The 21,463-nt window shown below is 70.7% G+C and carries 28 protein-coding genes; 15 read left to right on the top strand and 13 right to left on the bottom strand.

All coding sequences use genetic code 11. The features are described from left to right. Positions 1-117: 117 nt before the first annotated feature. The 3 genes from E1294_RS42740 to E1294_RS42730 all read left to right on the top strand — a co-directional run bounded on the left by E1294_RS42740 (position 118) and on the right by E1294_RS42730 (position 3,002). Positions 118-1,347 (top strand): MurT ligase domain-containing protein, encoded by a 1,230-nt coding sequence (locus E1294_RS42740; protein WP_132516943.1) that lies wholly within the window; start codon positions 118-120, stop codon positions 1,345-1,347. After that, complete coding sequence (locus E1294_RS42735; RefSeq protein ID WP_132516941.1) at positions 1,337-2,050, top strand: type 1 glutamine amidotransferase; 714 nt, start codon at positions 1,337-1,339, stop codon at positions 2,048-2,050. Before E1294_RS42740 ends, E1294_RS42735 begins: the two co-directional genes overlap by 11 nt. A 154-nt stretch (positions 2,051-2,204) precedes the next feature. Next, positions 2,205-3,002 (top strand): ArsR/SmtB family transcription factor, encoded by a 798-nt coding sequence (locus E1294_RS42730; RefSeq protein WP_132516939.1) that lies wholly within the window; start codon positions 2,205-2,207, stop codon positions 3,000-3,002. Here E1294_RS42730 and E1294_RS42725 read toward each other — a convergent pair. Further along, positions 2,996-3,358 carry a DsrE family protein gene (locus E1294_RS42725; RefSeq protein WP_132516937.1) on the bottom strand — a complete coding sequence of 121 codons (363 nt, stop codon included), beginning with the start codon at positions 3,356-3,358 and terminating at the stop codon, positions 2,996-2,998. The genes E1294_RS42730 and E1294_RS42725 overlap by 7 nt on opposite strands. A gap of 38 nt (positions 3,359-3,396) precedes the next feature. Here E1294_RS42725 and E1294_RS42720 point away from each other — a divergent pair, with 38 nt between their 5' ends. The 4 genes from E1294_RS42720 (at position 3,397) to ygfZ (ending at position 5,891) form a co-directional block, all read left to right on the top strand. Continuing rightward, positions 3,397-3,885: a heme-binding beta-barrel domain-containing protein gene (locus tag E1294_RS42720; protein WP_132516935.1), complete on the top strand. Its 489-nt coding sequence runs from the start codon at positions 3,397-3,399 to the stop codon at positions 3,883-3,885. A 4-nt stretch (positions 3,886-3,889) separates the two neighbouring features. Further along, positions 3,890-4,186: a DUF2470 domain-containing protein gene (locus E1294_RS42715; RefSeq protein WP_132516933.1), complete on the top strand. Its 297-nt coding sequence runs from the start codon at positions 3,890-3,892 to the stop codon at positions 4,184-4,186. Positions 4,187-4,528: 342 nt separating this feature from the next. Next, on the top strand, positions 4,529-4,942 hold the full coding sequence (locus tag E1294_RS42710) for a Fur family transcriptional regulator (RefSeq protein ID WP_132516931.1): 414 nt from the start codon (positions 4,529-4,531) through the stop codon (positions 4,940-4,942). Positions 4,943-4,952: 10 nt separating this feature from the next. Continuing rightward, the gene (gene ygfZ / locus E1294_RS42705) at positions 4,953-5,891 is read left to right on the top strand and encodes a CAF17-like 4Fe-4S cluster assembly/insertion protein YgfZ (RefSeq protein ID WP_132516929.1); all 939 of its coding nucleotides are present in this window, start codon (positions 4,953-4,955) and stop codon (positions 5,889-5,891) included. 43 nt (positions 5,892-5,934) lie between these two features. Here the strand turns inward: ygfZ and dtd are convergent, their stop codons facing one another. Then, positions 5,935-6,360: a D-aminoacyl-tRNA deacylase gene (gene dtd, locus E1294_RS42700; protein ID WP_132516927.1), complete on the bottom strand. Its 426-nt coding sequence runs from the start codon at positions 6,358-6,360 to the stop codon at positions 5,935-5,937. Between the two features lie 60 nt (positions 6,361-6,420). Between dtd and E1294_RS42695 the strand changes: the two genes are divergently transcribed. Then, positions 6,421-7,335, top strand: coding sequence for an asparaginase (locus E1294_RS42695; protein ID WP_132516925.1), 915 nt, complete (start codon positions 6,421-6,423; stop codon positions 7,333-7,335). A gap of 72 nt (positions 7,336-7,407) precedes the next feature. On the opposite strand, the gene E1294_RS42690 is transcribed toward E1294_RS42695, so the two are convergent. Both E1294_RS42690 and E1294_RS42685 read right to left on the bottom strand, forming a co-directional pair. Further along, on the bottom strand, positions 7,408-9,015 hold the full coding sequence (locus E1294_RS42690; protein WP_132516923.1) for a DUF2207 domain-containing protein: 1,608 nt from the start codon (positions 9,013-9,015) through the stop codon (positions 7,408-7,410). Between the two features lie 114 nt (positions 9,016-9,129). Then, on the bottom strand, positions 9,130-9,864 hold the full coding sequence (locus tag E1294_RS42685; protein ID WP_132516921.1) for an alanyl-tRNA editing protein: 735 nt from the start codon (positions 9,862-9,864) through the stop codon (positions 9,130-9,132). Positions 9,865-9,892: 28 nt separating this feature from the next. Here E1294_RS42685 and E1294_RS42680 point away from each other — a divergent pair, with 28 nt between their 5' ends. Beyond that, on the top strand, positions 9,893-10,573 hold the full coding sequence (locus E1294_RS42680) for an SGNH/GDSL hydrolase family protein (RefSeq protein WP_132516919.1): 681 nt from the start codon (positions 9,893-9,895) through the stop codon (positions 10,571-10,573). Positions 10,574-10,589: 16 nt separating this feature from the next. Here E1294_RS42680 and E1294_RS42675 read toward each other — a convergent pair whose 3' ends face one another. From E1294_RS42675 to E1294_RS42650, 6 genes are all read right to left on the bottom strand, one after another. After that, positions 10,590-10,958, bottom strand: a complete 369-nt coding sequence (locus E1294_RS42675) for a DUF2516 family protein (protein ID WP_132516917.1) — start codon at positions 10,956-10,958, stop codon at positions 10,590-10,592. Between the two features lie 124 nt (positions 10,959-11,082). Further along, a complete protein-coding gene (locus E1294_RS42670; RefSeq protein ID WP_132516915.1) occupies positions 11,083-11,532 on the bottom strand; it encodes a hypothetical protein in 450 nt (149 codons plus the stop codon). Between the two features lie 3 nt (positions 11,533-11,535). After that, complete coding sequence (locus tag E1294_RS42665; protein WP_132516913.1) at positions 11,536-12,027, bottom strand: helix-turn-helix domain-containing protein; 492 nt, start codon at positions 12,025-12,027, stop codon at positions 11,536-11,538. 60 nt (positions 12,028-12,087) lie between these two features. Then, entirely contained in the window at positions 12,088-12,993 is a 906-nt protein-coding gene (locus tag E1294_RS42660; protein ID WP_132516911.1) for a M56 family metallopeptidase, read from the bottom strand. Then, complete coding sequence (locus tag E1294_RS42655) at positions 12,990-13,346, bottom strand: BlaI/MecI/CopY family transcriptional regulator (RefSeq protein ID WP_132516909.1); 357 nt, start codon at positions 13,344-13,346, stop codon at positions 12,990-12,992. The genes E1294_RS42660 and E1294_RS42655 overlap by 4 nt, the downstream gene beginning before the upstream one ends. An 84-nt stretch (positions 13,347-13,430) precedes the next feature. Further along, a complete protein-coding gene (locus E1294_RS42650) occupies positions 13,431-13,763 on the bottom strand; it encodes a YnfA family protein (protein ID WP_132516907.1) in 333 nt (110 codons plus the stop codon). A 70-nt stretch (positions 13,764-13,833) separates the two neighbouring features. Here E1294_RS42650 and E1294_RS42645 point away from each other — a divergent pair, with 70 nt between their 5' ends. Then, complete coding sequence (locus E1294_RS42645) at positions 13,834-14,337, top strand: O-acetyl-ADP-ribose deacetylase (RefSeq protein WP_132516905.1); 504 nt, start codon at positions 13,834-13,836, stop codon at positions 14,335-14,337. 14 nt (positions 14,338-14,351) lie between these two features. Here the strand turns inward: E1294_RS42645 and E1294_RS42640 are convergent, their stop codons facing one another. Beyond that, positions 14,352-15,170, bottom strand: a complete 819-nt coding sequence (locus E1294_RS42640) for a class I SAM-dependent methyltransferase (protein WP_132516903.1) — start codon at positions 15,168-15,170, stop codon at positions 14,352-14,354. A 24-nt stretch (positions 15,171-15,194) separates the two neighbouring features. Next, positions 15,195-15,938, bottom strand: coding sequence for an SDR family NAD(P)-dependent oxidoreductase (locus E1294_RS42635; protein ID WP_132516901.1), 744 nt, complete (start codon positions 15,936-15,938; stop codon positions 15,195-15,197). 132 nt (positions 15,939-16,070) lie between these two features. On the opposite strand from E1294_RS42635, the gene mshA reads away from it, so the two are divergent. The 3 genes from mshA to E1294_RS42620 are packed head-to-tail and all read left to right on the top strand — an operon-like array spanning position 16,071 to position 18,632. Beyond that, complete coding sequence (gene mshA / locus E1294_RS42630) at positions 16,071-17,348, top strand: D-inositol-3-phosphate glycosyltransferase (RefSeq protein ID WP_425465262.1); 1,278 nt, start codon at positions 16,071-16,073, stop codon at positions 17,346-17,348. Between the two features lie 38 nt (positions 17,349-17,386). Next, a complete protein-coding gene (locus E1294_RS42625) occupies positions 17,387-17,878 on the top strand; it encodes a type III secretion system chaperone family protein (protein ID WP_132516897.1) in 492 nt (163 codons plus the stop codon). 10 nt (positions 17,879-17,888) lie between these two features. After that, complete coding sequence (locus E1294_RS42620; protein WP_132516895.1) at positions 17,889-18,632, top strand: phosphoglyceromutase; 744 nt, start codon at positions 17,889-17,891, stop codon at positions 18,630-18,632. A gap of 75 nt (positions 18,633-18,707) precedes the next feature. Here the strand turns inward: E1294_RS42620 and phoU are convergent, their stop codons facing one another. Continuing rightward, positions 18,708-19,352 (bottom strand): phosphate signaling complex protein PhoU, encoded by a 645-nt coding sequence (phoU, locus tag E1294_RS42615; protein ID WP_132516893.1) that lies wholly within the window; start codon positions 19,350-19,352, stop codon positions 18,708-18,710. Positions 19,353-19,485: 133 nt separating this feature from the next. Here phoU and E1294_RS42610 point away from each other — a divergent pair, with 133 nt between their 5' ends. Both E1294_RS42610 and E1294_RS42605 read left to right on the top strand, forming a co-directional pair. Continuing rightward, positions 19,486-20,658, top strand: a complete 1,173-nt coding sequence (locus E1294_RS42610) for a sensor histidine kinase (RefSeq protein WP_132516945.1) — start codon at positions 19,486-19,488, stop codon at positions 20,656-20,658. Beyond that, complete coding sequence (locus E1294_RS42605; RefSeq protein ID WP_132516891.1) at positions 20,655-21,347, top strand: response regulator transcription factor; 693 nt, start codon at positions 20,655-20,657, stop codon at positions 21,345-21,347. The genes E1294_RS42610 and E1294_RS42605 overlap by 4 nt, the downstream gene beginning before the upstream one ends. Positions 21,348-21,463: the final 116 nt, after the last annotated feature.

Below are 21,463 nucleotides of genomic sequence, written 5' to 3'. Positions count from 1 at the left end.
CTCCCCCTGTTTCCGCCCCGGTCCCCACCACCTGAGGGGAGCGGGCCCGCACCGGCCGCGCCGCGTTTTCCGCCGCGTAGGCGGCGAAGGGGCCAACCACGACTAGGATCCATGCACATGACCCAGCTTCCTCTGCGGGCGCAGCTCGCCAGTGCCCTGGGCCGCAGTGCCGCCACGCTGTCCAGGATGACGGGGCGCGGTGACGGCTCGGTGATCGGCGGCCGGGTCGGGCTGCTGCTCGAGCCCGACCTCCTGCGCAAGCTGGCCCTCGACCGCAAGCTGGCGCTGATCAGCGCGACCAACGGCAAGACGACCACGACCAGGCTGGTCACCTCGGCGCTCCTGGAGCTCGGAGAGGTGGCCACCAACGCGTTCGGGGCCAACATGCCGGCCGGCCACGTCTCGGCGCTCTCCCAGCACAAGGGCGCCCCCTACGGCGTGCTCGAAGTCGACGAGAAATACCTGCCCGAGGTGCTCGACACCACCGGGGCGGGCGTCGTCTGCCTGATGAACCTCAGCCGCGACCAGATGGACCGCGCCGCCGAGATCTGGCTGCTCGCGCAGAAGTGGCGCAGGGCGCTGTCGGGCAAGCCCACCCACGTCATCGCCAACTGCGACGACCCGCTCGTCACCTGGGGCGCCTCCACGGCCGCCAAGGTCACCTGGGTCGCCGGTGGGCAACGGTGGAAGGAAGACTCCTGGTGCTGCCCCGAGTGCGGCGGCCCTCTCGACCGCAAAGACGCCGACTGGGCGTGCCGCGAGTGCACGTTCCACCGGCCGGAGCCGCAGTGGGCGGTCGACGACGACGTGGCGATCGACCCCCACGGCGAGCGGTGGCTGCTCGACATCCAGCTGCCCGGCGCGGCCAACCGCTCCAACGCCGTGATGGCGCTGGCGGTGGCCGACGCGTTCGGGGTGCCGGTGGAGCGGGCGCTGCCCCGGCTGCGCGAGGTCACCTCGGTCGCGGGCCGCTACACCACGGTCGAGCGTGACGGCCGCTACGCGCGGCTGTTGTTGTCGAAGAACCCGGCGGGCTGGCTGGAGGCGTTCGACGTCGCCGACCCGCAACTGCCGATCATCCTGTCGGTCAACGCCCAGGGCCCCGACGGCCGCGACACCTCGTGGTTGTGGGACGTCGACTACCGCATCCTGCTCGGCCGGCCCGTGTTCGTCACCGGCCAGCGCCGCCTCGACCTGGCGCTCCGGCTCGACGTGGCCGACGTGCCGTTCACGTTGTGCGACACGTTCACCGAGGCGCTGGCCATGCAGCCGCCCGGCCGGGTCGACGTGATCGCCAACTACACCGCCTTCCAGCAGATCCGATCGGAGTTCGGTCGTGCCGTCTGACAGCGCCCTGCGTATCGTCTGGATCTACCCTGACCTGCTGAGCACCTACGGCGACCAGGGCAACGTGCTCGTCCTGGAGCGGCGGGCGCAGTTGCGGGGCATAGAGACGGAGACGGTCCACGTACGCTCGGCCGATCCGGTGCCGGAGACCGGCGACCTCTACCTCATCGGCGGCGGCGAGGACCGCCCCCAGATCCTGGCCGCCGAGCGCCTGCGCAGGGACGGCGGCCTGCACCGCGCCATCGCCGGCGGTGCGGTCCTGCTGGCGGTCTGCGCCGGCTACCAGATCATGGGCAGCACGTTCGGCGGCGAGGAGGGCCAGCCGGTGGACGGCATCGGGCTGCTCGACCTCTCCAGCTCCCGCGGGCCCGCGCGGGCGGTGGGCGAGCTGGTGGCGGAGGTCGACGCCGCCCTCAACCTGCCCACGCTGACCGGCTTCGAGAACCACATGGGCGTCACCCACCTCGGTCCGGGGGTCAAGCCGCTGTCCAAGACGCTCGTGGGCATCGGCAACGGTGACAACTTCGAGGGGTGCTACACCGGGCACGTGGTCGGCACCTACCTCCACGGGCCCGCCCTGGCCCGCAACCCGGCGCTGGCCGACCTGCTGCTGTCGTGGTGCGCGGGTGATCTGGCGCCGCTCGACGACTCCCGCTACGAAGCCCTCCGCCGAGAACGCCTCGCGGCCGTCCTGCCGGACTGACGGCCGCCGCGGCGGGCCAGGTCATCAGCAGCGCGGCCTTCGCGCGGATCTGCCGTCCCCCTGGGTACGCGCTTGACATGCAGCCCGATGGCTGCCTAATGTTCCTATATGCAGTCGATTGGCTGCCTGTTGGCGCCATGGACGGACCGATGTGATGGACGAGGTGTTCAAGGCGCTGGCCGACCCCGGCCGGCGCAGGTTGCTGGACAGCCTGAACGCGCGCAGCGGGCAGACCTTGCGCGAGCTGTGCACCGAGCTCGACATGGCCAGGCAGTCGGTCAGCAAACATCTGGCCGTGCTGGAGGCGGCCAACCTGGTGACCACGGTGTGGCGCGGCCGGGAGAAGCTGCACTACCTCAACGCCGTGCCGATCAACGCCATCGCGGACCGCTGGATCAACAGGTACGACCGCCACCGGGCCGGCGCCCTGACCGACCTCAAGACGGCATTGGAGCACACCCCCGTGACGAACCACGATTTCGTCTACACGACGTACATCAAGACCACACCAGAACGCCTCTGGCAGGCGTTGACCGAGCCCGCCTTCACCAAGCGTTACTGGGGCGTGGAGCTCGAATCGGACTGGACGGTCGGATCGACCGTGACCTGGAAGCAGCTCGGCGTCACGATGGAGGACCCTGAACAGGTCGTGCTGGAGGCCGACCCGCCGCGCCGGCTGGCCTACACGTGGCACACCTTCACGCCGGAGTTTGCGGCAAGCGTCGGCCTGAGCGGCGAGAAGCGCGCCGAGATGGCCGCGGAGCCCAGGTCAACGGTGACCTTCGAGATCGGGCAGGCCGGCGAGATGGTCAAGCTGACCATCGTGCACAGCGGCTTCCCGCCGGACAGCGTCGTGCGCGATGCCGTCAGCGAAGGCTGGCCCGAGCTGCTCTCCAGCCTCAAGAGCCTGCTGGAGACCGGCGAGCCGCTCCCCACGGGGACCGGTCAGTAGACGAGGGCCTGGGCGCCCTCGGCGACCGCCTCCTCGACGAAAGCCGGCGCCCCGGCGATGCGCACCCCGTCGATGAGGTCGTCGACGGTGATCTCCCTGCGGGCGGCGCACTGCGTGCAGAGCGTCACCCGGCCGCCGGCCAGCACGGCGTCGAGCAGGTCGCTGAGAGACGCGGCATGCGGCAGGCCGAACTCCTTGGCCCGCCCCGGCAGCGCGAACCACGACGCCTCGCCGGTCAGCCAGAGAGAAACGGGGACCCCGCTCGCGAGCGCGGCGGCCGCGACCGTGAACGCCTGGTTGCAGCGCTCGGGCGCGTCGGCTCCCGCGGTAACCTTGATCACCAGAGATCGTGCCATGCCCGTCACCCTAACGTCCCCTACTACCCTTGGGGAGCATGGAAGAACCTGAGGTGCACCCCGACCTGGAGCCGATCGTGTTCCTGCTGGGGCGGTGGGAAGGCGCCGGCGTGGGCGGCTATCCGACGATCGAGAGCTTCAACTTCGGGCAGGAGATCGAGTTCGGGCACAACGGCAAGCCGTTCCTGACGTACACGAGCCGCACGTGGCTGCTCGACGACGCGGGAAACCGGGTCAGGCCGCTGGCCACTGAGTCGGGATATTGGCGGCCGCAGCCCGACAGGCAGATCGAGGTAGTGCTGTCGCACCCGACCGGCATCGTCGAGATCTACGTCGGCGAGGTCGTCTTCCACAAGATCGAGCTCTACACCGACGTGGTCGCGCGCACCGCCTCGGCGAAGGAATACACCGCGGGTCACCGGCTCTACGGGCTCGTCAACGGCAACCTCATGTGGGCTTATGAGATGGCCGCCGTCGGACACCCGCTCACGGACCATATGTCGGCCGAGCTGAAGAAGGTAGCTTGAGGCGATGAGCACGCCATTCACTCCCGCCGCCGTTCAGGCGATCAAGAGCCACATGAACGACGACCACCCCGACGACGCGCTGATCATCGTACGCGGGCTCGGGGGCCGGCCTGAGGCGACCACCGCCGTGACGAGCGACGTCGACGCCGAGGGCATCGAGTTCACGGTGGACGGCGGCGAGCGGGTGCGGGTGCCGTGGGGCGAGACGCTGACCGAGCGCTCCCAGGTGCGCATGGCCGTCGTGCGCCTCTATCGCGACGCGTGCGACAAGCTGGGCATCCCGGCCCGGAAGCAACACTGACCCACGCGTCCGGGTCCGGACATGAAGAAGGGCCCCGGGCGACGCTCCGCCTGCCGAGCAGGCGGGCCGGATGGACCATGGTCGGGATGACATCCCGCCCTCCGGCTGCCAGGGGCCCCGGTGGTTGCCTCGTATTTCGCGAACGCCACGAGACAACAGTCCGCGGCGCTAGCGGACAACCACCTCGCTAGTCCAACTATGAATCACCATTGTTTGGACCACCTCCTTTCCGCGTACCAACGAAGCTATGTGCTCCGGCTCGGAAGGGGCAAGCGAATATCGGCCCGGCCTCGTCCGGCCGGTCCGCCAGCAGGTCGCGGCCACGCGCCTTACACTCGGGACATGACGGAGACGCAGTGGCACGAGCAACTCCGCGCCAAGGGCTACCGTGTGACTCCCCAGCGCCAGCTCGTCCTCGAGGCGATCAAGGAGCTGATGCACGCCACGCCGGAGGAGATCTGCGTCAAGGTCCGTGAGACGGCCCGCGGCGTCAACATCTCGACGGTCTACCGCACGCTGGAGCTGCTCGAAGAGCTCGGCCTGGTCACCCACACCCATCTCGGCCACGGGGCGCCGACCTACCACCTGGCCGCCGAGGCCGACCACGTGCACCTGGTGTGCCGGGGTTGCGACGAGGTGATCGAGGTGCGTCCCGAGATGGCCGACGGGCTGGTCAAGGGCCTGGACGAAGAGCTGGGGTTCGTCGCCGACGTGCACCACCTGACCGTCTTCGGACGCTGCCGCAACTGCCGATAGCCTGGAGGGCATGCGTAGCCCTCTGCTCGACCTTCCCGGGGCCGTCGCCGCCGACGCGCCGGACTCCGACGTAGCCGCCCACTACGGCGACCTGTTCGCCGAGCAGCGCGCGCTGGCCAAGGGCGAGGCGGTCGTCGACCGCAGCAACCGCGAGGTGATCCGTGTCTCGGGCGCCGACCGGCTGAAATGGCTCAACGACCTGACCTCGCAGAAACTCGACGCGCTGACCCCCGGTGAGTGGACCCAGACGCTCGACCTCGACCTGCAGGGCCGCGTCCAACACCACCTGACGCTGGTCGACGACGGCGAGAGCGTGCTGGCCCACGTCGAGCCGGGCACCGCCCAGAGCCTGATCGACTATCTCGACCGGATGCGGTTCATGTTGCGCGTGGAGGTGTCGCGGGTCGACGACCTGGCCGTGCTGTCCACGGCCGGCGAGGACTTCCTGGTGCCGCGGGCCGAGCTGCACGAGCACCTGGGCCGGCCGGTGGCCGGGTTGTGGGCCTATGAGGCGCTCCGGATCGAGGCGGGCCGGCCGCGGCTGGGGTTCGAGACCGACCACAAGACCATCCCCCACGAGGTGGGCTGGGTCGGCGCGGCCGTCCACCTGACCAAGGGCTGCTACCGCGGCCAGGAGACCGTGGCACGCGTGCACAACCTGGGGCATCCGCCGCGCCGCCTGGTCTTCCTCCACCTCGACGGCAGCGTCGACACGCTGCCCCCGCACGGCGCCCCGGTGATCTTCGAGAGCCAGGAGATCGGCGTGGTCGGCACGGCGGCGCGCCACCACGAGCTGGGCCCGATCGCGCTGGCCGTGGTCAAACGCTCCGTGCCGGTGGACGCGTCGCTGCTGGCCGGTGGGGTGGCCGCCACACAGGAGGTCATCGTGCCACCTGACGCGGGCCGCAACGTCACCATCGACCCCTCGCTGCGCCGCCGGATCCGCTGAAACCCCGGCCTCAGCGGGCCCGGCGGTCGGGCGGCCCGACGTCTCAGACCTCCAGCACGAGCGTGATCGGGCCGTCGTTGACGAGCGACACCTTCATGTCGGCGCCGAAGACCCCTGTCTCCACGTGGGCACCCAGCGCGCGCAGCTCGGCAACGACGGCCTCCACCAGCGGCTCGGCGACCGGCCCTGGAGCCGCGGCCTGCCAGGTGGGCCGCCGGCCCTTGCGCGCGTCGCCGTAGAGCGTGAACTGGCTGATCACCAGGAGCGGCGCCGACACGTCGGAGCAGGACTTCTCGCCGTGCAGGATGCGCAGGCCCCACAGCTTGGCGGCGAGTCTGGCCGCCTCGGCGCGCGTGTCGGTGTGGGTGACGCCCACCAGGACGAGCAGGCCCGGCTCGGCGACCGCCCCCACCGTCCGCCCGTCGACCTCGACCGATGCCGAACTCACTCGTTGCACGACTGCTCGCATGGACATCCATTCTGGACCAGGAAGAACCGTCCGTAGACTCGTCCCGAAAGGGGTCGCGACATGTCGGTGGTTGTGGAAGTCGTTCGGTCGGGGTTCGTGGAGTCCACGCACCAGGCGCGCATGCTGACCGTGGACGCCGAAGGGCGCCTGGTCGAGACCCGCGGCGCGGTGCATGTTCCCGCCTCGCCGCGCTCGTCGTTGAAGCCGCTGCAGGTGCTCGGCATGCTCCGCGCCGGCCTGCGGCTGGAAGACGAGCTTCTCGCGCTGGCCTGCGCCTCCCACTCGGGCGAGCCGTTCCACGTCGACGGCGTCATGAAGATCCTCGCCGGGACGGGGCTGGAGGAGACGGCCCTGCGCTGCCCCGAGGACCATCCGTTCGACAGGACGGTGACCGAGCGGAGCCGCGCCCACATGAACTGCTCGGGCAAGCACGCCGCCATGCTGGCCACCTGCGTGGCGAACGGCTGGCCGACGGAGACCTACCTGGAGCCCCGGCATCCGCTGCAGCGCGCGATCCGCGAGACGGTCGAGGAGCTGACCGGGGAGCGGATCGCGGCCACCGGCGTGGACGGGTGCGGGGCGCCGCTGCACTTCGTGTCGATGCTCGGGGTGACCAAGGCGTTCCGTGCGTACGCGTTGTCGTCGCCCGACTCGTACGAACGCAAGATCTTCGACGCGATGCGCGCCCACCCCGAGTGGACCTCCGGCACCGGCCGCCCGGAGGCCACGCTCATGCGGGCGCTGCCCGGGCTCATGGTGAAGGCGGGGGCGGAGGCGTTCGACGCGTTCGTGTTCGAGGACGGGCGGGCGGGCACCGTCAAGGTCGAGGACGGTTCGCAGCGCGCCCGCGTCGCCGTCACCGTGGCGGCGCTGCGCTCGCTCGGCCTAGACGCGCCCGGACTGGCCGAGCTGGGCGCGCCGGCTGTGCTCGGCGGCGGACGCCCGGCCGGAGAGCTGCGGGTCCGCCTGCGCTAGAGCGTGCGGGGCCGCCTGCGCTGGAGCGTGCGGGGCCTGCTACGGCGCCGGAGCGTGCGCGGTGCGCCCGCGTCAGAGCGTGCGGAACTGGCGGCTGGCGGAGATGGCGCCGGAGGTCGTCGTGGTGAACGTGCGCATCGAGCCGGCGAACTTGGACAGGTCCCACTCGGCGGGGCCGTGATACCAGTAGAGGTTGTCCGACTGGTGGCCGTTGCCGGTGACCGAGGCCACCACGCGCGACCAGTGCTCCACCCCGTCGAAGATCACGGCGTAGGGGAGGTAGCGGGAGAACAGCTCCACCCTGTGCTGCTCGGGCACGTCGCCCAGCTCGCCCGAGAAGAGATATTCACGAAAGCCCATGGTGTGCGCCAGGGCCGCCGAGCCCTTGGCGGTCTTGGCCGGCATGTACTGTCCGCCCACGGCCAGCGCGCCGCCGGCGATGATCAGCGCCAGGCCGAGCAGCCCGTACGTCGTGAACCAGGCCAGCGCCACCGTGGCCAGCAGGCCGACGCCGATGAGCACCACGCCGAGGGTCGTCCACCTGGTGCGCTCGGTGTCGGGGCGGCGGGCGAACCAGCCCTGCTCGACCACATCCGCGTAGAGCGCGTCGCGCACCTCGCCCAGGTGGCTGGTGAACGAGCCGGACAGCTGGGACAGCAGCACCGCGTCACGGCCGTCGAAGATGGCGTCGTAGAGCGCCCGCTCGTACGGCAGGAGCGCGTTGACGGGCGCGTTGGGCAGCCTGACGAGCAGCCAGTCGGGCGCGTCGTACGTCTGGCGGGGCTGCTCGTCGATGCGCAGGTAGCCGCGCACCGCCAGGTCCACGATCGTGGCCGTCACGTCGACCACGTCGGCCTGCTCGTCGACGAGCGTGCCGATCTGGCCGGGACGCACCCCGTCCGGCGGGGTGAAGTGCCCGTTCTGCACCGGATTTACCGAGTCCTTCTCATGGTCGGCGACCCTGGCATCCCTGCCCCGGGTCCAGTACAGCAGGCCGAACCCGCCGAGCAGCAGGACCAGCAGGGCGGCCAGGGCGCCGCCGGTGACGAGGTCGAGGGTGAACGCGGAGGCCAGCGAGAACCGTTTCTCCAGGATGGGGACCCCGCTGCTGGAGCCCTTCGGGTATCCGACGACCACGGTCAGCGCGTCGCCCGGCCCGATGTTCTCCTGCTCGAAGTCCGCCTGGGTGGCCGTGTGGTTCATGGACGCCGAGGTGCAGCCGATCGCCGAGGTCAGCTCGCCGGCGAAACAGGACAGGTTCTGCACCTGGCTGGGGCCGTTCACCTTGACCGTCGCCTTGGTGACCTGCTGGTTCCAGCCGTTCACCGCGAACCAGCGCAGCTCCTCGACGTTGCCGGACGGCGTCACCGCGCCCTTGACGTCGTACTCGACCGTCCCGCCCGTCACGGTGAGCACGCCGTCGGCGAAGGTGCCGCCTTTGACGTTGGAGATCTGGTAGAGCCGGTCGTTGTTGTCGTCGTACCGGGTCCTGGTGATGAACGTGCGCTTGAGCCCCCCCGATGCCCCCGTGATCTTCTCGACCACGTGCAGGGTGCCGTCCTTGCCGAGGGTCATCGTCACCTCGTCCGTGATCCCGGCCTCCGCCGCCATGGCGGGGGCTGCGGTCAACGTCAGAGCGGTGGCCGCGAGGGCTGCCATCGTGAGCCTGATACCCGTCATGGCGGCAAATCGTATCGGTTCGGACCTGTTAGTCCAGCGTGATGCTGGTAGCCGCTCGCTGAACGCCCTCCGGCCCGGCGCCCTGGCCGTGGAGAACGGCTGAGTGGAGATCGGTCAGCTGGAGATCTGGATGCGCAGGCGGCGGAAGCCGCGGCCCTTGCTCTCGATCTTGGCGACCTTGATGTGGCCGATCTGCTTGGTGGAGGCCACGTGGGTGCCGCCGTCGGCCTGGGTGTCGAGGCCGACGATGTCGACGACCCGCACGTCCTGCACGGTCTCGGGCACCAGGTTGGTGGCCGTGCGGATGATGTCGGGGATGGCGAACGCCTCGGCGCGGGGCAGCACGCGCACGTCGATGCGCCGGTCGGCGACGATCTCGGCGTTGCAGGCGTCTTCGACGGCCTCCTTGAACCCCGGAGGCACCTCGGGCAGGTTGAAGTCCATCCGGGCGGTCAGCTCGTCCATGTTGCCGCCGGTGACGAGGCAGCCGTAGTCACGGAACACCACCCCGCACAACACGTGCAGCCCCGAGTGGGTGCGCATGAGGGCCGAGCGGCGCTCGTCGGCGACCGCCGCCTTGACCACCGTGCCGGCCGGCGGGACGGGGTCGCCCTCCGCCGGGGTCAGGTGGAGGTCGTCGCCCTTGCGCGCCCCGACGATGCGGGTCTCCACCCCCTGCCAGAGCAGAACTCCGTGATCCGCCGGCTGGCCGCCGCCACCCGGATAGAATGCCGACCTGCTCAGCACGATCCCCTCGGGCGACGACTCCAGCACCACGGCTTCGAAGTCGCGAAGATCCTGGTCTGACAGTTCGAGCCGTTGCGTCCGCCCGTGGAGGTCGTAGGTCATATCGGCAGCTTAGCCCTCAGAGGTGGTCATGCGCGGCCTGACGCATCGTTCCCGAGTCGCACGGGTCGTCGCGCTGGCGGGCCTCGGCACGGCGTTCCTGAGCGGGTGCAACGCGGGCGCGGAGGCCACCCCGCCGCTCGTGCCCGCCACGCCCGTCGTGAGGCCGGCTACGCCGGTCGTGATGTTCGTGGGTGACAGCTTCACCGTCGGGTCGGGCCCGGTGCCGCGCTGGGAGACGTATGCGGCGGAGACCGCGCGCCTGCTGGGCTGGCAGCCGGTCATCGCGGGCGCGGGCGGCACGGGCTATCTCAGCAAGGGGCGGGTGGGGCGTGCGTTCCAGCGTTCGTTCGAGGTGGAGCTGTCGTGGCGGCCGCCCCCCGACGTGCTGGTCATCTCGGGCGGCCACAACGACCGGCGCTGGGACCCGGCCCGCGTGGGGCGGGCCGCCGAGCGGCTGCTCGACGTCGTGCGCGGGCACTGGCCGGACACCAGGATCGTCATGGTCGGCCCCATCTGGCTGCTCGGCGCGCCCGCGAAGGCGTACGCCGTGCGCGACGCCCTGGCGGAGGTGGCCAGGCGTGAGGACGTGGCCTTCCTCGACCCGATGGCCACGCGCTGGCCGCCGGATGCGGTGCTGCCCGACGGCGTGCATCCCACGGCCGCCGGGCACGAGCGCATCGCCGCGTGGCTGGCGGCCCAGCTGGCCTGACTGCCGGTCGGCCTGACTACCAGGGGCCGTAGGGACCGCCGCCGCCGCGCCCGCCTCCCATCCCCTTGACGGCCGGCTTCACGTCGACGATGTAGATGGTGGCCGCGATCACGGCCGCGATCGAGAAGATGCCGATGCCGATGCCGATGAACTGGGCGTCGCCGACGATCAGGAACGCGTTGAAGTAGCTCCACGCGCCTCCGGCGGAGAACAGCGTCGCCAGCACGAGGATCAGCAGCCAGAGGTTCTTCTTCAGTTTGCCCGCCGAGACGAACGCGTTCGTCGGGACGCGCAGCGCGTGCACGAGCGCGTAGACCGACATGCCGAAGATGACGGCGGCGAGCACCAGGAAGAGGAGGTTGAACACACCGTTGATCAGATTCATATTCGTTGGCTCCGCCTATACGCCGCGAGGAAATCGGCTTCAGCCTAATAGGCGCCCCCTGTGTGCGGGCACCCCGAAAGGGGGAATGGCCCGCCTCGCCATGGAGGCGGGCCTTTTCGTTAGGTCAGGACTTGGCCTTGGTGGTGCGGGTCTTCCTGGCCGGCTGGACGGGCTCGGCGGCGGCCGGCTCGGCGGCCTCCGACACCTCTTCGAGCTCGAGTGCGGCTTCGCCGGACGTCTTGCTGACGACCTTGCGGCCACGCGTGGCGAAGTCGTCGTAGACCTCGGTGGCCTTGTGCGTCAGCTGGTCGGCGTAGTCGCGCGCCTTCTCGGGGAGCTCTCTGGCCAGGCCCTCGGCCTTGCCGGCGACCTCGCGGGCCCTGACCGGGAGGTCCTGGGTGAACTCGCGGGCCCTGACCGGGATGTCCTGGGTGAACTCGAAGCGGCGCGACTGCAGCTTCTGCAGCTGCTCGGGCAGCTCGCGCAGCTTCTCGACGGCGTAGTCGCCGACACCCGCGACGGCGTAGAACGGCTTGGACTCGGTCAGCTTCTTGACCTCGGTGGCGAGCGTCATGGGTTAACCTTCCTTGGTTTCCTGGGTGACGTTGCCGTTGCCGGAGGGCGCCGCGTAGGGCTCAAGAGCGGCGAGAAACTCCTCGGGCAGCGGGTCGTCGTCCGTTTCCGGGTCGCGCCGGGGATGAGCATTCTGGGAGGTCTGCTCGTCCTCGGCGGGCGTCTCCTTGCGGAACGACTCGTAGATATCGATCAGCACTTGGCGTTGCCGTTCGGTGAGAAGCGGGTCGGCCCTGATCGCGGTGATCACGTCGCTCGGCGCCTCGCGGTCCTCGATGAGGCCCGCCTGCACGTAGAGCGCCTGCGAGGAGATGCGCAGACCCTTGGCGATCTGGTTGAGAATCTCCGCGCTCGGCTTACGCAACCCGCGCTCGATCTGGCTGAGATAGGGGTTGGAGACCCCCGCCGCCTCGGCCAGCTGGCGAAGCGAGATCTTCGCCTGCTGCCGCTGCTCGCGGATGTACTCGCCGATCGAGCCGACCTTGGGTAGTGCCATACCTGTATTCTGCCTCGCGATGCTTGCAATTGCAAACGCGGTGATTAACTCCAGCAAGCACTACAGCTGGAAGACCCACAGGAACGGCGTGGCGGTGAGCAAAGTCACAGAGAGCGCGATGAACCCGTAGCGGGCCGGCGTGGCCAGCTCGGGGCCCGGCTTGATCAGGCGATCGACCCTCGCCATGACGTGCTGGGCGTGCACGCCGAGCATGCCCTGCGGCGTCGGCATGGCGCCCGCCGTGCCGAACCTGAGCAGCGCCGTCGCCAGTCTGCGCGGCGAGCAGTAGCGGCGGGCCCGGTCGTCGGCGGCCATCTCGATGAGCAGCTCCACCTGCGACTGCGCGTCGGCCACCACCTTCGACCAGGGCAGCGCCCTGCGCAGCGCTGCGAACGGCAGCAGCACCAGGTCGTGCCGCTCGCGCACGTGCGCCGACTCGTGCGCCAGCACGGCCGCCAGCTCGTCCTGCGACAGCAGCTTGAGCGCGCCCTCGCTGACCACGACCTGCGAACGCAGCCCCGGCACGCAGTAGGCGGCGGCGCTCGGATGGTCGAGCACCCGCACGCCGGGCACGCCGGGGTCGTCGCGGGAGATCAGCGCCAGCAGCATGCGGTGGCGCCGGCGGGCCCGCAGCGCCTGCACGCCCGCCGTGATGAGCACGACCACCAGCACGGCCAGCGCGGTGAGGCCCGCGATCAGGGCGAGCACGTGCAGCGGGTCCCACGCCTGCGACGGCGTCTCGCCCCGCCCGAACGCGATCAGCCCCTGCAACACCCCCGTGCCGTAGGGCTGGACGGCGTAGGCGAGCATGGCGCCGGTCGTCGCCAGCCCCCACGCCACACCGAGGGACTGCCAGACGATGACGGCCAGCCGGGGGGCCCGGGAGGTCCAGCGGGCCGTGGTGAAACGCCAGGCGCCGACCGCGCACGCCGTGGCGAGCGCCGCCAGCACCGCCGCCGTGATCACTCTTCCTCCAGCTCCGTGAGGACTCTGCGCAGAAGCTCCGCCTCCGTGCCCGACACGGCCTGGGCGAAGCGGGTCAGGGCGGCCGATCGGTCACCCGTCATATCCAACGCTTCCAGCATAAGCTCAGCGATGTACGCGTCGCGGCTTTCCGCCGGCTGATATCTCCACGCGCGGCCGTCACGGGTGCGCTCGAGGAAGCCCTTACGGGTGAGCCGGTCGAGCACCGTCATCACCGTCGTGGGGGCGAGATCGCGGTCGGCAATGAGCCTGCCGACCTCGCGGGCGGTCAGTGCACTGCTCTGCGCCCAGAGGATGTCCATGATGCTGCGCTCAAGCTCGCCAAGACCCTTCACGCTCTTCAGACTAGCTCTACAACCTGTCGAGCTGGCATTCGGGGCTGCGGGATCTTCCTGGCGCGTCCGCCGGGCGACGGTACGTCAGCCGCGGGGGGCGTACATGATCACCGCCACGCCCAGCAGGCATATCAGCGCGCCGGCGACGTCCCAGCGGTCGGGCCTGAACCCGTCGACGACCATGCCCCAGCCCAGCGAGCCCGCCACGAAGACCCCGCCGTAGGCGGCGAGGACCCTGCCGAAGTCCGCGTTCGGCTGCAGCGTGGCCACGAAGCCGTACAGGCCGAGCGCGACGATCCCGGCGCCGATCCAGACGGCGCCGCGCTGCTCGCGTACCCCCTGCCAGATCAGCCACGCGCCGCCGATCTCGGCGAGCGCGGCCAGCATGAACAGCAGCACGGACTTGACGAGGGTCATACCCGCCGAGGTTAGCCAGCCCGGCGGGTGAGATTGGCGGCTTCCGCCCATCGCTGGCACCCTCGGGAGGATGGAGATCACGCTGGTCCTCGGCGACATCACCGAGCAGGAGGTCGACGCCGTGGTGAACGCCGCCAACTCCTCCCTCATGGGCGGCGGGGGCGTCGACGGCGCGATCCACCGCCGCGGCGGGCCGGAGATCCTGGACGAGTGCAGGCGGCTGCGCGCCTCCCGCTACGGCAAGGGCCTGCCGACCGGACAGGCGGTCGCGACGACCGCGGGCCGGCTGCCCGCCCGGTGGGTGATCCACACCGTCGGGCCGGTCCATTCCCGGTCGCAGGACCGGTCCGAGCTGCTGGCCTCCTGCTACCGCGAGTCGCTGCGGGTGGCCGACTCGCTCGGGGCGCGCTCGGTGGCCTTTCCCGCGATCTCGACCGGCATCTACGGCTGGCCCATGGACGACGCCGCGCGGATCGCCCTGGAGACGGTGCGGCAGGCGGAGACGTCCGTGCCTGACGTGCGGTTCGTGTTGTTCGACGACAGGGCCTACGCCGCGTTCGCGTCCCTGCTCTGAACCTCTAGCAGCCTCTAGCGGGGATCGACCGCAGACCACGGCAGCGTCAGCTCGCCGAGCCGCCACCGCGCGGGCCCGCCGAGCGGCGGCCGCAGGGGCACCGGCCACGGCCCGGCCCCGTCCATCGACAGGAGGCGCACCGCGGCCAGCCACCGCTGCCGCCGCCCATGGGCGCCGTACGGCGCGCTCACCGCCCACGCGTGGTCGAAGTCCCGCAGGAACGCATGGATCCGCTCGCCCGGCACGTTCCGGTGGATGAGGGTCTTGGGCAGCCGGTCGGCCAGATCGGACGGCTGTTCGAAGGCGTCGAACCGGGCGGAGAAGGTGATCGTCCCCGGCCCTTCCTTGGACATCCCGGCCCAGACCGCGCGCCGCCCGTTCTCCGACGACGTGCCCTCCACCAGGACGCCGCCGGGAGCCAGCCCGTCGCGGAGCACGTCCCAGTACCGCCAGGCCTCGGCCTCTTCGTACTGCCTGAGGACGTTGAACGCCCGCACCAGCGTCGGCGGGCGCGACACGGGCAGCTCGAAGCCGCCCAGCCGGAACGTCAGCCCCTCCCGCTCGTACGGCTTCGCCACCGCCACCCGCGCCGGGTCGATCTCGATGCCCACCACCTCGACCCGCGGCACCACCTGGCGTAACCGCGTGAACAACTCCAGCGTCGTGGCAGGGGAGGCGCCGTAGCCGAGGTCGACCACCAGCGGCCGGCGCGCGGCCCGCAGCAGCCCGCCGTGCACGGCCGCGACCCAGCGGTCGGAGCGCCGCAGCCGGTTGTCCCCGGTCGTCCCCCTCGTGATCGCCCCGACCGGCCTGCGGGCGGCGGACCTGCCCATCAGGCGGCCGCCGCGCGGGCGGCCTCACCCACCGACGCGGTGGATCTTGTGCTGCGCCGCCTGGGCGCGGGGGCGGATGACCATGCGGTCGATGTTCACGTGGGCGGGGCGCGTCACGGTCCAGGCGATCGCGTCGGCCACGTCATCGGAGGTCAGCGGGTCGGGCACGCCTTCGTACACGCGGGCCGCGGCCGCCTCGTCGCCGCGGAACCTGGTGGCCGCGAACCCCTCGCTCCGCACCATGCCCGGCGCGATCTCGACGATCCGCACCGGCTGCCCGACCAGTTCCAGGCGGAGCGTCTCGACCATCGACGTCTGCGCGTGCTTGGCCGCGCAGTAGCCGCCCCCGCCCTCGTACGACACCAAGCCCGCCGTCGAGGTCAGCATGACCAGCACGCCGTCCCCCGACTCGATCAGCCGGGGCAGCAGCGCCTGGGTCATGCGCAGGGAGCCGAGCACGTTCGTGTCGTACATCCGCTGCCAGTCGTCCAGCAGGGCCCCCGCCACCGGTTCGAGGCCGAGCGCGCCGCCGGCGTTGCTGACCAGCACGTCGCAGCGGTCGAGCGCGCCCGCCAGCGCGTCGACCGACTCCTGGGAGGTCACGTCGAGCGTCACCGGCGTGATCGAGGGGATCTCGGCGGCCAGCTTGTCCAGCCGGTCGCGGCGCCTGGCGCCCGCCACCACCTCGTAGCCCTCGCCGGCGAGCCGGCGCGCGGTCGCCTCCCCGATCCCGCTGCTGGCGCCCGTCACCACGGCTGTTCTCCGCATGCCCCTCATCCTGCCAGCCCCGCTGATCCGCGCCGGCGGGCAGGTCCGCCGGCGTTGTACCCCGACTGTGACTAAGTGTCGGGAATGTCGCAAAAATTTGCTGGGTTGTCATTGGTTCGGAGGTGGTGTCGAGTGAGGCGACGACGGGTCCACCGGGTCGCGACCATCAGCATGCACACGTCGCCGCTGGACCAGCCCGGCACGGGCGACGCCGGCGGCATGAACGTGTACATCGTCGAATCCGCCAAACGGCTGGCCAAGGCCGGCGTGGAGGTGGAGATCTTCACCCGCGCCACCGCCCGCGACCTGCCGCCCGTGGCCGAGCTCGCCCCAGGCGTCCTCGTCCGTCACCTCACCGCGGGCCCGTACGAGGAGATGGACAGGAGCGACCTGCCCGGCCAGCTCTGCGCGTTCCTGTCGGAGGTGCTGCGCACCGAGGCCATGTACGACCCGGGCCGCTACGACGTCATCCACTCCCACTACTGGCTGTCCGGCCAGGTCGGCTGGCTGGCCAAGGAACGCTGGGGCGTGCCCCTCGTACACACCATGCACACCATGGCCAAGGTCAAGAACCTGCTGCTCGCCCAGGGCGACAAACCGGAACCCCAGGCCAGGGTGGTGGGCGAGGAACAGGTCGTGGAGATCGCCGACCGCCTGGTGGCCAACACCGCCGACGAGGCGCGCGAGCTCATGGACCTGTACGGCGCCCCCGAGCAGCGCGTCGCCGTCGTGAACCCCGGCGTCAACCTCACCGTCTTCCGTCCCGCCTCGCAGGGCGCCGCCCGCCGCCGGCTGGGGCTGCCGCAGGCCGCGCACGTGCTGCTGTTCGTCGGCAGGATCCAGCCGCTCAAGGCGCCCGACGTCCTGCTGCGCGCGGCCTCCAGGATGCTCATCGACGACCCGTCGCTACGTGACCGCCTGGTGGTCGCCTGCGTGGGCGGCCCTTCCGGCAACGGCCTGGCCCGGCCGTCCGTCCTCACCGAGCTGGCGGCCGAGCTGGGCATCTCCGACGTCGTACGCCTCGTGCCGCCCGTCGCGCAGGAAGAGCTGGCCGACTGGTACCGGGCCGCGTCCGTGACGGTGGTGCCCTCCTACAGCGAGTCGTTCGGCCTCGTCGCCCTGGAGTCCCAGGCCTGCGGCACGCCCGTGGCCGCCGCCGCCGTTGGAGGGCTGCGTACCGCCGTGCGCCACGACGTCTCCGGCGTGCTCGTGAACGGCCACGACCCGGCCGACTGGGCGGGGGCGCTGCGCCGCTTCGTCACCGCGCCGCGCCGCCGCGACGAGCTCTCGCGGGGCGCCCGCGCCCACGCCGCCGCCTTCGGCTGGCAGGCCACCGCCTCACGGCTCATGGAGGTGTACGCGGCCGCCGTGGCGAATCTGCACAAGACGCCCGTGGCCGTGAACCTCTAGCACCCGTACATTGTTCTGGCCCGCCTATGCTGGGCAGCATGCGCGATGTCGTCGAAGCCGCGCTCAAGGCCGCGGACGTCACCTACGACGAGCCGCGGCCCGGAGCGTTCCTGGTCAGACTGCCCGGGCAGCACAAGCTCGCCACCATGACCTGGCTGATCGTCGGGGAGACGGTGCTGCACGTCGAGGCGTTCTTCTGCCGCAGGCCCGACGAGAACCACGCCGAGTTCTACCGCTGGCTGCTCGGCAAGAACGGCACGATGTACGGAGTGCACTTCTCTCTCGACCCCGTCGGCGACGTCCACCTCGTCGGACGCGTCCCTCTGGCCGCCGTCGACGAGGACGAGATCGACCGGCTGCTGGGCTGCGTGCTGACCTACGCGGACGACTGGTTCGACCGGGCGCTCGAACTGGGCTTCGCCTCGTCGATCAGACGCGAGTGGGAGTGGCGGGCCAAGCGCGGCGAGTCGCTGGCCAACCTGCAGGCGTTCGCCCGCTTCGCCGACCCGGCCAGGTCGGAGCGCCCCTAGGATTGGGCGTATGGCGACTTTGGTGCTGCTACGGCACGGCGAGAGTGACTGGAACGCGAAGGGCCTGTTCACCGGCTGGGTGGACGTGAGCCTGTCGGCCAAGGGCGAAGACGAGGCACGCCGGGGCGGCAAACTCCTCCAGGAAGCCGGGCTCCGCCCGGACGTCGTCCACACCAGCCTGCTGACCAGGGCCATCCAGACGGCCCAGCTGGCGCTGGGAGCGGCCGACCTGCTCTGGCTCCCGGTCAAGCGCAGCTGGCGGCTGAACGAACGCCACTACGGCGCCCTGCAGGGCAAGAACAAGGCGCAGACCAGAGAGGAGTTCGGCGAGGAGCAGTTCATGCTCTGGCGCCGCTCCTACGACACGCCCCCGCCGCCGATCGCCGACGGCGACGAGTTCTCCCAGGCCGGCGACCCGCGCTACGCCTTGCTCCCTTCAGAGCTCATGCCCCGCACCGAGTGCCTGAAGGACGTCGTCGACCGCATGCTCCCCTACTGGTACGACGCGATCGTCCCCGACCTCGCAGCCGGCCGCACGGTCCTGGTGGCGGCCCACGGCAACTCCCTGCGGGCCCTGGTCAAGCACCTCGACGGCGTCGGCGACGAGGAGATCGCCGGCCTCAACATCCCGACGGGCATCCCGCTGGTGTACGACCTCGACGCCGACTACAACCCGGCGGTGCGGGGCGGCCGCTACCTCGACCCTGAGGCGGCCGAGGCGGCCATCGAAGCCGTCGCCAACCAGGGCCGCTGACTTCCCCGTGACCGGCCGAGGGCGGCAGCGCTCCAGGTGCCGCCGCCCGACGCCCCCCGACGCCGCCGTGGCGGCCTAGCTCGGCCGCGACCCGGTCACGAGGTAGACGACATCTCCCGCCACCCTGACGGCATGGTCCGCGTACCTCTCGTAATAGCGCCCGATCAACGTGATGTCGATCGCCGGCTCGACCCCGTGCTGCCAGTCCTTGGCCAGGATGTTCCTGAACAACCGACGGTGCAGCCGGTCCATCGCGTCGTCGTCCTGCTCCAGCTCCAGCGCCGAGTCCACGTCCCTGGACGCCACGCAGCTGCCGGCCTTGGTGACGAGGTTCTCCGCGATCTGCCCCATCTCCACGATCGTCGAGCGGGTCTCCGCGGGGATCGCCGAGTCGGGGTGGCGGAGGCGGGCGACCTTGGCGACGTGGACGGCGAGGTCGCCCATCCGCTCCAGGTCGGTGCCCATGCGCAGCGCCGTGATGACCATTCGCAGGTCCACCGCGACCGGCTGCTGCCTGGCCATCAGCTCGAAGATCGACGACTCGACGTCGGCGAACGTCGCGTTCACTTCCTCGTCGCGGGAGATCACGCTCTCCGCGAGCGCGAGGTCGGCGTCGAGTAGTGCCGTGGTGGCACGGGAGATGGCCGAGCGGACGAGCCTGGTCATTTCGACCAGCTTGTCGGTCAGCAAATCGAGTTCTTCATGGTACGCGTCGCGCATGCCGTCACCGTACGGGGCCGACGATGAACGAACTCCAACGCTCAGATGAACTTTCCAGGAAAGGCATGTTCATCCCCTGATGAGAGGGTCTGTCCTGCAGAAAAGGCGACCTACCATCGGAGACATGAGTGAGATGGCCATGAGCTTCGCGGCCCTGGCCGGGTTCGTCGTGGGCGCCCTGGCGGTTCTGTTCTACCGCAACCAGATCGAGGCTCCGAGCCGCACGGCCGTGAACGACGGCGTGGAGACGGGTGCGGCGCTGCCGCAGGGGGTGGCCTCCGTGCTCGCCGTCCTGCCGTCGTCCGCCGTGGTGCTCGACGCGCACGACCGCGTGCTGCGCGCGAGCTCGGCGGCGCGGGCGTTCGGGCTGGTCAAGGGCGAGCGGCTGATGGCCGCCGAGCTGCTCGCGCTGGCCAGGCAGGTGCGCCGCGACGGCGAGATCCGCGAGAGCGAGATCGACGTCGCGGGACACAAGTTCGGTCAGGAGACCACGAGCTTCGCCGTCCGCGTGGCGCCGCTCGGCTCCCATGGTCAGGTGCTGGTGCTGGCCGAGGACCAGACGGAGCGGCGCAGGGTCGAGGCCGTGCGCCGCGACTTCGTCGCCAACGTCAGCCACGAGCTGAAGACCCCGGTGGGAGCGCTGAGCCTGCTCGCCGAGACCATCCAGGACGCGGCCGACGACCCCGAGGCGGTCACCCGCTTCGCCGGGCGCATGCAGCTGGAGACCGCCCGGCTCAACTACCTCGTCCAGGACCTGATCACGCTCAGCCGGATCCAGGGCGCCGAACCCATCCCCACCCCCGGCCAGGTCTCGATCGACGAGGCCGTCAACGACGCCGTCGACCACTGCAACACCAGGGCCGCGGCCAAGGACATCGCGCTCGTCACCGGCGGCACCTCGGGCCTGCGCATCTGGGGCGACGACGAGCTGCTCGTCACCGCGCTGCGCAACCTGATCGACAACGCCGTCGCCTACAGTCCCGAGCACACGAGGGTCGTCGTCAGCGTGCGGCCCGCGGGCGACTCCGTCGAGATCAGCGTGAGCGACCAGGGCATCGGCATCCCGGAGGAGGCCCTGGAACGCATCTTCGAGCGGTTCTTCCGCGTCGACGCGGCCAGGTCGCGCGCGACCGGCGGCACCGGCCTCGGCCTCGCCATCGTCAAGCACGTCGCCGCCGCGCACGCGGGCGAGGTGTCCGTCTGGAGCAAGGAAGGGTCCGGCTCCACCTTCACGCTCCGCCTGCCCGCGTTCGGCGGCACGGCGGTGGCAGTACCACCCTCGATTCCCCTGGAGGCCGCCAAATGACTCGAGTGCTCGTCGTGGAGGACGAGGAGTCCTTCTCCGACGCCCTGTCCTACATGCTCCGCAAGGAGGGCTTCGAGGTGTCGGTCGCGGCGACCGGGCCCGAGGCGCTCGACACCTTCGACCGCAACGGCGCCGATCTGGTGCTGCTCGACCTGATGCTGCCGGGACTGCCCGGCACGGAGGTGTGCCGTTCGCTCCGCCAGCGCTCCAAGGTCCCGGTGATCATGCTGACCGCCAAGGACAGCGAGATCGACAAGGTCGTCGGTCTCGAACTGGGCGCCGACGACTACGTCACCAAGCCGTTCTCCTCCCGCGAGCTCGTGGCCCGCATCCGCGCGGTCCTGCGCCGCCAGGGAGACGTCATCGAGGAGCTGGAGACGGCCGTGCTGGCCGTCGGCCCCGTGCGCATGGACGTCGACCGGCACGTCGTCGCCGTGCGCGGTGAGCAGGTGCAGCTGCCGCTGAAGGAGTTCGAGCTGCTGGAGGTGCTGCTGCGCAACGCAGGGCGCGTCCTGACCAGGGGCCAGCTCATCGACCGGGTCTGGGGCGCCGACTACGTGGGCGACACCAAGACCCTCGACGTCCACGTCAAGCGCCTGCGCGCCAAGATCGAGTCCGACCCGTCCAACCCGCGCTGCATCCTGACCGTGCGCGGCCTGGGCTACAAGTTCGACGCCGTCGAAAGCTGAAAACCCCTGTTCCGGCACGGTTCGCGTGCCGGGACAGGGGTTTTCGCCTGCTCAGTGAGCCTCCTCCCCGTGGGCGTCCTCCGCGGTGGCGGAGGGCGTCGGGGTCGGCGTGGGGG

The organism is Nonomuraea diastatica (assembly GCF_004349015.1).
GTDB classification, from domain to species: Bacteria; Actinomycetota; Actinomycetes; order Streptosporangiales; family Streptosporangiaceae; genus Nonomuraea; species Nonomuraea diastatica.
The sequence above is the reverse complement of the archived record's forward strand: the minus strand, read 5'-3'. Positions and strand labels throughout refer to the sequence as shown.

What these genes read in the sequence shown, in the direction of transcription:
- E1294_RS42670 (WP_132516915.1), bottom strand. Translation starts at nt 11,532, where the DNA reads ATGACGCTCGCCACCGAGGTCAAGAAGCTGACCGAGTCCAAGCCGTTC.
- E1294_RS42695 (WP_132516925.1), top strand. Translation starts at nt 6,421, where the DNA reads ATGTCGGTGGTTGTGGAAGTCGTTCGGTCGGGGTTCGTGGAGTCCACG.
- E1294_RS42650 (WP_132516907.1), bottom strand. Translation starts at nt 13,763, where the DNA reads ATGACCCTCGTCAAGTCCGTGCTGCTGTTCATGCTGGCCGCGCTCGCC.
- E1294_RS42680 (WP_132516919.1), top strand. Translation starts at nt 9,893, where the DNA reads ATGCGCGGCCTGACGCATCGTTCCCGAGTCGCACGGGTCGTCGCGCTG.
- E1294_RS42665 (WP_132516913.1), bottom strand. Translation starts at nt 12,027, where the DNA reads ATGGCACTACCCAAGGTCGGCTCGATCGGCGAGTACATCCGCGAGCAG.
- E1294_RS42715 (WP_132516933.1), top strand. Translation starts at nt 3,890, where the DNA reads ATGAGCACGCCATTCACTCCCGCCGCCGTTCAGGCGATCAAGAGCCAC.
- dtd (WP_132516927.1), bottom strand. Translation starts at nt 6,360, where the DNA reads ATGCGAGCAGTCGTGCAACGAGTGAGTTCGGCATCGGTCGAGGTCGAC.
- E1294_RS42675 (WP_132516917.1), bottom strand. Translation starts at nt 10,958, where the DNA reads ATGAATCTGATCAACGGTGTGTTCAACCTCCTCTTCCTGGTGCTCGCC.
- E1294_RS42645 (WP_132516905.1), top strand. Translation starts at nt 13,834, where the DNA reads ATGGAGATCACGCTGGTCCTCGGCGACATCACCGAGCAGGAGGTCGAC.
- E1294_RS42620 (WP_132516895.1), top strand. Translation starts at nt 17,889, where the DNA reads ATGGCGACTTTGGTGCTGCTACGGCACGGCGAGAGTGACTGGAACGCG.
- E1294_RS42710 (WP_132516931.1), top strand. Translation starts at nt 4,529, where the DNA reads ATGACGGAGACGCAGTGGCACGAGCAACTCCGCGCCAAGGGCTACCGT.
- phoU (WP_132516893.1), bottom strand. Translation starts at nt 19,352, where the DNA reads ATGCGCGACGCGTACCATGAAGAACTCGATTTGCTGACCGACAAGCTG.
- E1294_RS42610 (WP_132516945.1), top strand. Translation starts at nt 19,486, where the DNA reads ATGGCCATGAGCTTCGCGGCCCTGGCCGGGTTCGTCGTGGGCGCCCTG.
- E1294_RS42690 (WP_132516923.1), bottom strand. Translation starts at nt 9,015, where the DNA reads ATGACGGGTATCAGGCTCACGATGGCAGCCCTCGCGGCCACCGCTCTG.
- E1294_RS42720 (WP_132516935.1), top strand. Translation starts at nt 3,397, where the DNA reads ATGGAAGAACCTGAGGTGCACCCCGACCTGGAGCCGATCGTGTTCCTG.
- E1294_RS42740 (WP_132516943.1), top strand. Translation starts at nt 118, where the DNA reads ATGACCCAGCTTCCTCTGCGGGCGCAGCTCGCCAGTGCCCTGGGCCGC.
- E1294_RS42730 (WP_132516939.1), top strand. Translation starts at nt 2,205, where the DNA reads ATGGACGAGGTGTTCAAGGCGCTGGCCGACCCCGGCCGGCGCAGGTTG.
- E1294_RS42640 (WP_132516903.1), bottom strand. Translation starts at nt 15,170, where the DNA reads ATGGGCAGGTCCGCCGCCCGCAGGCCGGTCGGGGCGATCACGAGGGGG.
- E1294_RS42725 (WP_132516937.1), bottom strand. Translation starts at nt 3,358, where the DNA reads ATGGCACGATCTCTGGTGATCAAGGTTACCGCGGGAGCCGACGCGCCC.
- E1294_RS42685 (WP_132516921.1), bottom strand. Translation starts at nt 9,864, where the DNA reads ATGACCTACGACCTCCACGGGCGGACGCAACGGCTCGAACTGTCAGAC.
- E1294_RS42605 (WP_132516891.1), top strand. Translation starts at nt 20,655, where the DNA reads ATGACTCGAGTGCTCGTCGTGGAGGACGAGGAGTCCTTCTCCGACGCC.
- E1294_RS42635 (WP_132516901.1), bottom strand. Translation starts at nt 15,938, where the DNA reads ATGCGGAGAACAGCCGTGGTGACGGGCGCCAGCAGCGGGATCGGGGAG.
- E1294_RS42625 (WP_132516897.1), top strand. Translation starts at nt 17,387, where the DNA reads ATGCGCGATGTCGTCGAAGCCGCGCTCAAGGCCGCGGACGTCACCTAC.
- ygfZ (WP_132516929.1), top strand. Translation starts at nt 4,953, where the DNA reads ATGCGTAGCCCTCTGCTCGACCTTCCCGGGGCCGTCGCCGCCGACGCG.